16 protein-coding genes and 1 pseudogene are annotated in these 9,936 nt (G+C 71.3%); 14 read left to right on the top strand and 3 right to left on the bottom strand.

The window, feature by feature from the left end:
* Positions 1–201: 201 nt before the first annotated feature.
* The 3 genes and pseudogenes from ACZ7GX_RS45225 to ACZ7GX_RS45215 form a co-directional block, all read right to left on the bottom strand.
* The gene (locus tag ACZ7GX_RS45225; RefSeq protein WP_498786844.1) at positions 202–1,419 is read right to left on the bottom strand and encodes a tyrosine-type recombinase/integrase; all 1,218 of its coding nucleotides are present in this window, start codon (positions 1,417–1,419) and stop codon (positions 202–204) included.
* Positions 1,420–1,423: 4 nt separating this feature from the next.
* The gene (locus ACZ7GX_RS45220; RefSeq protein WP_498786845.1) at positions 1,424–1,789 is read right to left on the bottom strand and encodes a hypothetical protein; all 366 of its coding nucleotides are present in this window, start codon (positions 1,787–1,789) and stop codon (positions 1,424–1,426) included.
* Positions 1,790–1,999: 210 nt separating this feature from the next.
* Positions 2,000–2,218: pseudogene (locus ACZ7GX_RS45215) on the bottom strand (helix-turn-helix domain-containing protein); the annotation flags it as partial.
* 256 nt (positions 2,219–2,474) lie between these two features.
* Here ACZ7GX_RS45215 and ACZ7GX_RS45210 point away from each other — a divergent pair.
* The 14 genes from ACZ7GX_RS45210 to ACZ7GX_RS45145 all read left to right on the top strand — a co-directional run bounded on the left by ACZ7GX_RS45210 (position 2,475) and on the right by ACZ7GX_RS45145 (position 9,787).
* Positions 2,475–2,732 (top strand): helix-turn-helix domain-containing protein, encoded by a 258-nt coding sequence (locus tag ACZ7GX_RS45210; protein ID WP_498786843.1) that lies wholly within the window; start codon positions 2,475–2,477, stop codon positions 2,730–2,732.
* Positions 2,729–3,355: a hypothetical protein gene (locus ACZ7GX_RS45205; RefSeq protein ID WP_498786842.1), complete on the top strand. Its 627-nt coding sequence runs from the start codon at positions 2,729–2,731 to the stop codon at positions 3,353–3,355. Before ACZ7GX_RS45210 ends, ACZ7GX_RS45205 begins: the two co-directional genes overlap by 4 nt.
* Complete coding sequence (locus ACZ7GX_RS45200; RefSeq protein WP_498786841.1) at positions 3,352–3,714, top strand: hypothetical protein; 363 nt, start codon at positions 3,352–3,354, stop codon at positions 3,712–3,714. The genes ACZ7GX_RS45205 and ACZ7GX_RS45200 overlap by 4 nt, the downstream gene beginning before the upstream one ends.
* The gene (locus tag ACZ7GX_RS45195) at positions 3,711–4,811 is read left to right on the top strand and encodes a hypothetical protein (protein WP_498786840.1); all 1,101 of its coding nucleotides are present in this window, start codon (positions 3,711–3,713) and stop codon (positions 4,809–4,811) included. Before ACZ7GX_RS45200 ends, ACZ7GX_RS45195 begins: the two co-directional genes overlap by 4 nt.
* Positions 4,811–5,245, top strand: a complete 435-nt coding sequence (locus tag ACZ7GX_RS45190) for a hypothetical protein (RefSeq protein ID WP_498786839.1) — start codon at positions 4,811–4,813, stop codon at positions 5,243–5,245. The genes ACZ7GX_RS45195 and ACZ7GX_RS45190 overlap by 1 nt, the downstream gene beginning before the upstream one ends.
* A complete protein-coding gene (locus tag ACZ7GX_RS45185; protein WP_498786838.1) occupies positions 5,242–5,547 on the top strand; it encodes a hypothetical protein in 306 nt (101 codons plus the stop codon). Before ACZ7GX_RS45190 ends, ACZ7GX_RS45185 begins: the two co-directional genes overlap by 4 nt.
* Positions 5,544–5,984: a hypothetical protein gene (locus tag ACZ7GX_RS45180; protein ID WP_498786837.1), complete on the top strand. Its 441-nt coding sequence runs from the start codon at positions 5,544–5,546 to the stop codon at positions 5,982–5,984. Before ACZ7GX_RS45185 ends, ACZ7GX_RS45180 begins: the two co-directional genes overlap by 4 nt.
* Positions 5,981–6,196 carry a hypothetical protein gene (locus ACZ7GX_RS45175; protein ID WP_498786836.1) on the top strand — a complete coding sequence of 72 codons (216 nt, stop codon included), beginning with the start codon at positions 5,981–5,983 and terminating at the stop codon, positions 6,194–6,196. The genes ACZ7GX_RS45180 and ACZ7GX_RS45175 overlap by 4 nt, the downstream gene beginning before the upstream one ends.
* Positions 6,193–6,714 (top strand): hypothetical protein, encoded by a 522-nt coding sequence (locus ACZ7GX_RS45170; protein WP_498786835.1) that lies wholly within the window; start codon positions 6,193–6,195, stop codon positions 6,712–6,714. Before ACZ7GX_RS45175 ends, ACZ7GX_RS45170 begins: the two co-directional genes overlap by 4 nt.
* Positions 6,711–7,136 (top strand): hypothetical protein, encoded by a 426-nt coding sequence (locus tag ACZ7GX_RS45165; protein WP_498786834.1) that lies wholly within the window; start codon positions 6,711–6,713, stop codon positions 7,134–7,136. Before ACZ7GX_RS45170 ends, ACZ7GX_RS45165 begins: the two co-directional genes overlap by 4 nt.
* Positions 7,133–8,527, top strand: a complete 1,395-nt coding sequence (locus ACZ7GX_RS45160) for a DNA primase family protein (RefSeq protein WP_498786833.1) — start codon at positions 7,133–7,135, stop codon at positions 8,525–8,527. Before ACZ7GX_RS45165 ends, ACZ7GX_RS45160 begins: the two co-directional genes overlap by 4 nt.
* Positions 8,528–8,622: 95 nt before the next feature.
* The gene (locus ACZ7GX_RS45155) at positions 8,623–8,994 is read left to right on the top strand and encodes a DUF6248 family natural product biosynthesis protein (RefSeq protein WP_498786832.1); all 372 of its coding nucleotides are present in this window, start codon (positions 8,623–8,625) and stop codon (positions 8,992–8,994) included.
* A 76-nt stretch (positions 8,995–9,070) separates the two neighbouring features.
* Entirely contained in the window at positions 9,071–9,412 is a 342-nt protein-coding gene (locus ACZ7GX_RS45150) for a DUF732 domain-containing protein (RefSeq protein ID WP_498786831.1), read from the top strand.
* A gap of 108 nt (positions 9,413–9,520) precedes the next feature.
* Positions 9,521–9,787: a hypothetical protein gene (locus ACZ7GX_RS45145; protein ID WP_498786830.1), complete on the top strand. Its 267-nt coding sequence runs from the start codon at positions 9,521–9,523 to the stop codon at positions 9,785–9,787.
* The last annotated feature ends 149 nt before the right edge of the window (positions 9,788–9,936 follow it).

Raw genomic sequence — 9,936 nt, 5'->3', positions numbered from 1 at the left:
CTCGTGGACGTACATCACGTGAACCGTAGGGCTTGACCAGGCAAAACAGGGTGGGAGCGTCGCCGGTACATCGGGGGACATGTGACCCTGTTTCCGCTGGTGAAACGGGGGGCTGATGTCCGGTAGGGGAGCGTCGGGGAGCATCACGGATAGCTAACGCGTCCCATCGCGGGCCGATTCTGTCCCACGCCTGGAGTCCTGTTAGGACGCTTCCGCCGACTGGTCGACGGGCACCACGGCGGTGGCCTGAAGCGCCGTGAGCACCCGGCCGCGCGCCGCCGAGGTCGATTGTACGTATTCCTCGACCATCTTGGTGTCCGAGTGGCCCATGAGGTCCCGCAGCGTGAAGACGTCCAGCCCGGCCTCGGCGAGCCGCGTCGCGTAGCCGCGGCGCAGAGCGTAGCCGGACACCGGCTCGACCCCGGCGGCGTCGGCGGCGCGGTGCATCGCGAGGAGCAACACGTCCCGGTGAAGCGGTCGCCCGCCCGCCGACCCGGCCCGCGGGTCCGCATCGGTGAGGAACACCAACGGCCTGCGGCACCGCTCACCGCGCATGTGCTCCAGGCCGCACGGCTGGCGCAGGTCCCGGCCATAGAGCCGCCGGCGCACGATCTCCAGAGCCCGGTCGGACAGCGGCAGTACGCGGGCGTCCCCGTCCTTCGGCCACCCCCTGATCTTCTTCTGCCGGAAGACGTACGTCTCGGCGACCGTGACCGTCTTCGCCTCCCAGTCGATCCGGTGCGCGTGCAGGCCGGTGAGCTCACCGGGCCGGAGCCCGGTCTCCAGGCCGAACGCGACCGCGTCCGCGTAGTCCTGGCGGAGCTGGCCGACCGTGGCCAGCCTCTCGGCGACCTTCGGCGTGACGTGCTTCTTCGCCTTCTTCTGCCGACGGGGGATCTTCACCCCGGCGATCGGGGAGGCCACCAGCACCTCCTTCTGCAAGGCCACGCCGATGCTCCAGGAGAACGCGCTCCAGATGCGCTGCACGTACGCGGGCGACAGCGGGCGCGGCTTCCACCCCGGCTGGCGCATCTCCACCGGCGCCGTGCCCGCGGCGAGCCGGTCGACCCACTCCTGTGCGCCTGTCCGGTCGTTGCCGCTGCGCACGATCTCGTTCAGCGGCACGTTGCGCCACTGCGGCATGAGGTAGGCGCGCGCCGTCTGCTGGAGGGTCAACCCGTGGTCGCTCTCCCACACCCGGCCATCCATGATCGCTTCCCACCAGTCGCCCCACGTGACGCGAGCCATCAGGGTTCCGTTGTTCAGCCGCGCCACCCGGTGGGTCTTCGCCTGCGCGTCAACCGCAGCCTGTAGAGCGTCAAGCATCCGGTCCACGGCCGGCGTGTGCTTCTTCGCGCCGGACGCGTCCCGGTAGACGCCGCGGTATCGGCCGCTGGCCAGCTTCTCGTACGACGCCACGTCGTTACCCCTCTTCCTGCTCCTCTGCCTCGCGCTGGATACGTGCCAACGCCGAGGCCATCTCGTGCTTGGACATCTGCGGCACGGCTTGCGCCAACCACGTGTCCAGGTCGGTGCGCGCCCGCTGCGCCTCGGCCAGATGGTCAGCCGCGGCGGCCCGGTCGCCGAGACGCCGGGCGATGGCCGCATCGGTCGTCGCGTCGCGCCACCGTACGTAGAACGGCCCGGCCAGCGCGACGGCTCGGTTGATCTGCTCGGCACGCTCGGGCGGCTCCCGGTCCAGGACCACACCGTCGATCCAGTCGCGGAGCTGTCGCAGCTCGTGCAGCGGTAGCCGCCTCACGATGTTGAACACCTCGATCACATCCACCGCCCGGTCGCCTGCCGGGACGCGAGGCACGTCGCCCACGGCGACCGGTTGCGGTTGCTCTGAACGGGTGAATGTATCCCCCGTGGAAGGGAATTGGGAGTCAGTGGGAGCGGTCCCAGTGGTTGAACCACTCGCTACGCCGAGGACCTGGAAGGGGTCACCGTTCCCGTAGTAGGAGGCCACCAGGGCGCCCATTGCCACATCGAACACGGGTTCGAGTGCGGCAATGGTCGAAATGTGGACACGGAGGCCCTTCTCGACTCGGCTAAGCGTTTTCCGCGATATTGCGGAACGTTGCGCAACATCCTCCAGCGTCCACTTGCGACTCGCTCTAGCAGCGGAAACAGCCTGTCCGACAAGTTCGGCATTCCTATTTGGACCGCCCGACGCCGTGGCGTCGTGGGAAGTAGCGGCCTGACGTTCGGTCATGGCCGTCATCGTAGTCCGCCCTTATGAGTCCGCATGGCGACAATTGTGAAGCATTGGGGAGTTTGATGGGTACGTGTGGGAACACTACCCGTCGGTAACCCTCCCGATGGCCTCCAGGCCGGGGCATCTGGGGGTAGCTCGAAGCGCCTTGCGGGTGACGGGAGTCTCGGCGTAGCGTCCCGGAGCAACGGAGCGTCACGAAGTTCTACCCAAAACTCCCCATGGCGCACCGTCCGTCACACGAAAGGGGCAGCTTGTGACCTCGGCCACAAGAGCCGATCTTCCCGACCTCACCCCGCCGAAGTTGGTGCCCGAGAACCGGGTGCACAGCGTGAAGACGGCGGCCGAACGGGCGATCCGGCACGAGAAGACGATCCTGCGCGCACTCCGCAACGGCGACCTGGTGGGACACCAGAACGAGCGCGGCGGACCGTGGCGGATCTTCGAGAACGACCTGGACGCCTGGATCAAGGGCCGTCGGCCCGGAACGCGGCGGCGCAGGGGAAACGCGTGACCGGCGGTTTGCAGACCGCCGGCCAGCGTCGGACCGCCGTTGCAGCGGCGGACCGGACGGACACCCACAACACCTACAGCCAGCAGGAGAACGGCATGTCCAACCGCCAGTCTATGGCGCAGGTCCAGAGACCGCTCTGGGCCACTCACTCGCGCATCGCCGAAGAGGTGCCCGCGACCGTCTACCACGGCAACGGCTACGAGGTCGCCGACCGGTGGACGGACAACCCGCACGCCGCCGAGACGATCACGGTCGAGGTGTTCGTCTACGACTCGCTCGACCTGCGCGACTCGCACGTGGCGATCGAGCGCGAGGAGACGATGGTGGAGCTGGTCGGCGGCATCGTGAGCCTTCCCGCCGCCGCCGAGTACGCCGACGCGTTGGTGACCGCGCTCGCTCAGGCCGTCGCCAGCACCGGGGAACACGGCACCGGCGAACGGCTCGACGTCCTGCTGGCCGCGCTGGACGACCTGAAGGAGCTGGTCCGGTCCCACGTCGGTGTCGAGGAGCCGACCGGCGCGGCGGCGGACTCGTTCCGCGTGCTGGCCCGGTGCGAGCACGGCGAGAGCATCCACGGCCGGTGCCCGCAGTGCGACGCGGTCCGGAAGGCGGTCGCGCGATGAGCATCGACACCACCGGTACCGACGACCGCCGCGACATCCTCGCGCGCGCCGACGAGGTGTTCACCCGCACTGCCGAGTTCGAGCGGCGGTACCAGGAGCTCGACGCCGAGCTGACCACGTCGCGGTCGATGCCCTCGGCCACCGCCGAAGAGCGGCTTGCCCGCTACAGCCGGCGGGCCGAGGTCAACGCCGCGCTGTCCAACCTGCTCACCGAACGGGCCAAGTCCGTCGAGCCCGGCTCGATGCTGGTGTGGGCGTTGATGGTGGCCGCTGAGGTGCACCGCGAGCGGGCGGAGTCGTCGCAGGAACGCGCGGACAGCGTGCGTGCCCGCATCGAGGCTGCTGGGGGTGCCCGGTGACCGAGTACTTCCCCGCGTTCCGGCTCGGCGAGCTGGAGAACGACGCGGCCGAGATGCGCCAGCGCGTGAAGACGGTCCTGACCCGGGCGGGCGTGCTGGTCGAGTTCCGGCCGCACCGCCCCACCGTCGAGCGGTTCGCGTCGATCCGGCCGGGCAACGGCTACGCCGTGTCCACGGTGGACGTCGCCGAGGTGACCGAGATCGACAGCGGGCCGGCGCACGTGGTGCTGTTCGACACCGGCGACGACTTCGCCGTGCCGAACCTCGTCGGCGCCCTGGCGCAGCTGCGCGGCCGGATCGACCACGGCCGGTGGCTGTGGACGACGCGCTCCACGCGCACCCGATCGAACGGCGCGATCGTGACCACGCTGGCCGTCGCCGACGAGGACCAGGCCGCCGCGCTCGCGCTCACCGAGCGGCGGCAGGAGTGGGCGGTGTCGCACCCCACGCGGGAGATGACGCCGCACCGCTCGCCGTGGTCGGTGCTCTACACGCTGGCCTACTCGCCGGGTGGGGAAATCTACACCCGCCAGGGACCAGGCCAGGAGTGGACGAGGGAGACCGCGTGCTTGTGCGGCGAGCGCGAGCCCGCCGACCGGCCGCACTACTTCGGCTGCCCGCGGATCGGCGGGCGGTGGGCCACGCCGAACGGCTGGACGTGGCGCACCGTCACCGGCGAGCCGGGCACGCTGTGGACGCCGAACCGCGGTGACGCCCTGGCGCTCGCCGACGTCCGGCGGCTGTACGGCGACCTCACCGCCATGCAACCGCCGATCACCCCGACCGTGGACGACGTTCGCCGCGTGCCCGCCTACTGGCTGTCCGGTCCGGGTGCCGTGGTCGCGTCCAACACGCGGTGTCCGCACGACTACTTCCTGACGGACTCGTGCCCGGGGTGCGACGCCGACCAGGAGCGCGCCGAGGGCGGGTCGGGTTGTCCGCGCACCGCCGAGGTGATCCGCGACGTCGTGACCGCCGGTGGCGGCTACCTCGGGTCGTGCGACCACTGCCGGTGGCAGGGCGAGACGCACGACCGGCGCGCGGACGCACAGCGGGACGTCGACGCGCACAACGCGCCCGCCGGTGGTGGGGCGTGATGGCCGACCGGACGCTGACGGACCAGATCGGCACCATCGCGCGCGCCCTCGGCCCGGCGATCCTGAAGGACGCTCACCGGCTACCGCCGCTCGCGTACCTCTCGATCGGCCGCTACCACACGGACTTGGTCGTCCAGCCCTCGACGGACGCGGCCGACGGGTACGGCGAGCTGCTGGCCGTGGTCGAGTGCGCCAAGCGCTACGGCGTGCCCGTGACGCTCGAAGTCGAATACAGCTTCGGCGGGCACGCATCGTGCACCGTGGTGCTGACCGGTGAGGTGCGTGCCAAGGTGTCGACCGGGTGGAGCGGCATCCCTGGCCACGTGGCGCAGGCGCTCGGCATCGCGCTGAACCGCGACCTGGACGGCGACGACCCCGAGGTGGCCGCCGACGACCTTCGGGCCGCGATCGAGTCCGCCGGGGGTGTCCGGTGACGACCAAGGTCAAGAACCGGCCGGTCATCACGTGCGCGAGTTGCGGCCGACGGCGGCGGCACTGGTGCCGGAACCTGTGCCTGCCCTGCCGCAACCGGCACCACTACTACGGCACCCTCGACCAGTTCCCGCGGCTGCTCCGGCCGACCTCCGACACCATCGAGGACTACACCTTCCTGCGCGAGACCGGCGAGACGCACGCGGGCGCGGCACGGCGACTCGGCTACACCCCGGAAGGGCTCGCGGGCATCCTCCGCTACGCCCGCCGGCGTGCCGCCGCGACCGCTGGCGGTGACCGATGAGCGCGCGTGACGAGGTCCAGACCCGGCTCGATGGCATCCGCGCCCGCGTCCGGGCCGCGACGCCCGGCCCGTGGATGGTCGATCAGGTCGTGGCGGTTCGGGAGGTGCCCGGCCGGCACGTGGCGGTCGAGTCGCCGTCGCCGGACGGCTTCACGGTGGTGGCGCTCACCGGCACGGCCGGACCGGGTGCCCACGACCGGACCGTCCCGGACGCGGAGTTCATCGCGGGCGCGCGCGACGACGTGCCGTTCCTGCTGGCCGAGGTGGCGCAGCTCCGCGCCGAGCTGGACCGGCTGTCCGACCCGAACGACCTGGCCGCCCGGCTCGCCGCGGCTGACCTCGCGTGGTCGGCGGACACCGGCGACGAGACGCACACCCCGGCCTACCTCAAGTACGTGGCGAGCGTCGCGTGCCGGTTGGCGGGTGAGGACCGATGACCACCGTTGAACGCGCGGTGGAGTACATCGCCATCTTCATCAGCGCCGGTGAGCGGTGGGAGTTCTACGTCCCCGTTGACGGCGAGCGCACCGACCGGGGCGTGCGCCTCGACACGGTGGAGATCGGGCCCGACCCCAACCGGCCGGGCGTGTGGTTCTTGGACGACGGCGAGACCACCCGTCACTACGGGGCGACCGGCGGTGCGCGATGACCACCAGGCGCGGCACCACCAACCGCAACCAGCGCGGCGGGAGCGCGTCCCGGCGCATCCGGCGGGCGTGGCTGGTCAACACCTACGGCGACGGCGCGCGCGTGCTCTGTTTCTTCTGCCGCACCGGGCTGACCGTCGACACGGTGAGCGCCGACCGCATCCGGCCCGGCGTGCTCGGCGGCGGCTACGCCCGCCCGAACATCCGGCCCGCGTGCGTCGGCTGCAACAGCCGCACCGGCGGCCAGCTCGGCAACGCCCGGCGCTACGGCGTCACCCTCGCGCCGGTGCCGCACCTCACCGAGGTACAGCGCCGGCTCCTCATCGAGGTCCGGTGCCACCCGGCCGGGCGCATCGAGTACCGCGCGCGGCAGGCCCGGCCGCTGGACCGGCTCGCCGAGCTGGGCCTGGTCCACGTCCAACGGCTCTGGCGCGGCGGCCTGGTGCTGCTGGCCGAACCGCTCGGCGAAGGCGTGCGGGCGCCGGTGGCGCTCACGCTCGACCTGTTGGTGGCCGGATGACCGAGGAGTTCACGCCGGTGCTCACCCGCGTGACGGCCGTGCTGGAGGTCCACCTCTCGGACCTCCAGCCCCGGCTGTACCGCGACCGGCGCCGCGGCGCTTCGCGCGTGGACGCGGTCCGGATCGACCTCGGCGACCGCGCGCCCACACCGTCCGAGGAGCACGAGCTGCGCGCGCTGGTGCGCGGCGTGCCGCACGTGCAGGTCGTCGGGTCCGACCCGGCCGCCGTGCTGTGGTTCGCCGACTCGCTGCGCCGCACCGCCGAGCAAGACCACGCCGCCGAGCTGCACGCGCTGGCCAACCCGCCGCGCGTGCCCCGGCCCGCCACCGGCCCGATCAGCGCCGAGACGACCGCACTACTGCTCCACCAGGCACACCACCCGGACCAGCGTCCGGCCAACCCGAGGGGGATCACCACGTGACCACCAGCACCACCGACAACGTGGTGAGCATCAAGTCCAGCACCGCCGACGACGTCCACCGTGGGCAGCTCCGGATCGCCGAGAAGTTCGTCCAGCGCTACGCGAACGAGCTGCTGTACGTGCACGGCTTGGGGTGGCACTACTGGGGTGGCACCCACTGGGTCGAGGACAAGGACGGCAAGGCGCGGCGGCGCGTCACCGCGCACCTGAAGGAGCTGATCGCGGCGGCCTGGCGGCTGCACGGCGACGACCGGGAGGCGATGTTCAAGGACATCCGCCGGTGCGAGAGCGCGAGCGGCGTCGCGGGCGTGCTCGACTGCGCCAAGTTCATGCACCCGATGACCACCAGCGCCGAGACGATCAACACCGACCCGTTCCTGTTCAACGCGGTCAACGGCACGTTGGACCTCCGCACCGGCACGATCAAGCCGCACGACCCGCGCGACCTGATCACCCGGTGCGCCGGAACGGTGGTCGACCCGGCCGCCACCTCGAACACCTGGCGCGAGTTCCTGGAGACCGTGCTCCCGGACACGGCCGTGCGCGGCTACCTCGCGCGGCTGTGCGGCCTGGCCATGCTCGGCGAGATCAGGGAGCACACGCTCCCGATCCTCACCGGCACCGGCGGCAACGGCAAGAGCGTGCTGGTCGAGACCGTGATGGCGGCGTTCGGCGACTACGCGCTCACCGTCGACCCCAAGCTGGTCATCAGGACGAAGTCGGAGAGGCACGGCACGTTCCTGGCCGACCTGCACGGCGCGCGCTTGGTCGTCACCAGCGAGACCGACGAAGGCGACCGGCTCGCCGCGGGCACCGTGAAGACGCTCACCGGCGGGGACCGCATCCGCGCGAACCGCATGAGGTCGGACCCATTCGAGTTCACGCCGTCGCACACGCTCCTGATGGTCACCAACCACACCCCCAAGGTGTCCGGCGACGACGCCGCGCTGTGGCGGCGGCTGACCATCGTCCCGTTCGACGTCGTGGTGCCGGTCGAAGACCGTGACACCACCCTGCCCGGCCGACTCCGGCGCGAGCACCTGGCCGCCGTGCTCGCCTGGTGCCTCGCCGGGTGGCTCGACTACCAGCAGCACGGCATGGCCACCCCGGACGCGGTCCGGCTGCGCACCAACGCCTACCAGACCGAGTCGGACCCGATCGGCCAGTTCATCGAGGCGCAGTGCGTCGTCCGCGACGACGTGAACGTGATGGCGTCCGCGCTCCACAAGCACTACTCCATGTGGGCGTTCCAGGCTGGTCATCCCGCCATGACGGCGACCGACTTCGGGAAGCGGGTCAGCGACCGGTTCGAGAAGAAGTCGACCAACAAGGGCAACAAGTACCTGGGGATCGGACTCATGTCCGACAACGACGGCGGCCTGGAGTTCTAGCCACCTGACCGAGCGGCGGGTGGTGGCCGGGGCAACGACCCCCCTGCCACCCGCCGCCCACCACCTACCACAGCCCACCGACAACGGAGGCGACCGTGACGCCCGACGAGGCCGAGTGGGTGCGCGAACACGTCTGGCGCAAGCACCACCGGGCCACCTACCGGGAGATCCCGGCGTTCTACACCAAGTGCGCGTGCCAGTCCGGCCTGTGCGGTGCGTGCACCAGCGGCAACCACCACCGCTGCATGAGCCGCGACCGCGAACCCGTCCCGTCCCCGGCCGCGTACATCACCGACCGCAACGGGTTCGTGTCCAACACGGCGAACATCTGCCCCGACGTGTGGCTGGTCGACCGCACGTGCCGGTGGGTCTGCCCGTGCGACTGCCGCGACACCGCGCCGACCGCACCGGTGCCGCCGAGCCCGGCCGACGGCGGCCAGCTCGACCTGTTCGGAGGTACCTCGTGACGCACCCGACCCGTAACACTCCGCCCACCAACGACGAGATCCAGATGACCACCCCTGCCACCCGGGAGACCGCGCCATGCGCTTACGCAAGCTCGCCGCCGTCGCTGTCCTGCTCGCCGCGGCTGTCCCGGCGGGCGCCGCGCCGGCCGCGGCTACCGCTGCCCTGGCGTCCGAGGCCGGGTACTTGGCCGCGCAACGCGACGTCCAGCGGTCCGGCTACTGGGGCAGTCACCCGAACATCAGCGACGGCGAGATCCTGGACATCGGCCGCTCGGCGTGCTCCTGGATCGTCCGCGGCTTGTCCGACGCCGCCGTGGTCCGGATGCAGGTGCCCGCGAGCCTGGTCCCGACCGGCACCCCGCAGTACGCGACCGCGCTCCAGGCCGTGGCCGACGCCCGCCGCCACCTCTGCCCGTAGCAAAGTTAGCAAGGCTAACGAGTCTCGAGAACCGCGCGCTGGCGCTGCCCGATGAGCGGCGCCTGGTCGGGCGGCAGTAGCCGTCGGTGGCGTCGCATCCGTGCCGCCGTGCTGGCGGCCAACGAGGTCGACCACGGAGGCGTCTGCCAGGTCCGCGTCCGCGAACGCTGCACCGGCACAGCGCAGACCGCGCACCACACCCTCGGCCGCGCCATCACCGGCGACGACCCGGCCCACCTGGCGGCGTCCTGCAACGCCTGCAACCTCCACATCGGGAACCCGCAGACCCATCCGACCGAGTGCGAGCTGTGCGCCCACCTCACCATCGGGCCACGCGCACGTCGCCTCCAGCACCGACCCATGACCAGGTGGTGACCACCACCGACCAACCGACCAACGGCCCGGACCGCGCCCACTGCGCGGTCCGGGCCGTTGCCGTGCGCGCAAGCCGCTGACCTGCGCAAACGACAAGCCGCTGACCTGCGGTTTTTCTGGTGGGCCGGGGGCGGCTGGACATCCGCGTC

The organism is Actinosynnema sp. NPDC037264, assembly GCF_055603705.1.
This window is presented reverse-complemented; position numbering and strand designations above follow the sequence as displayed.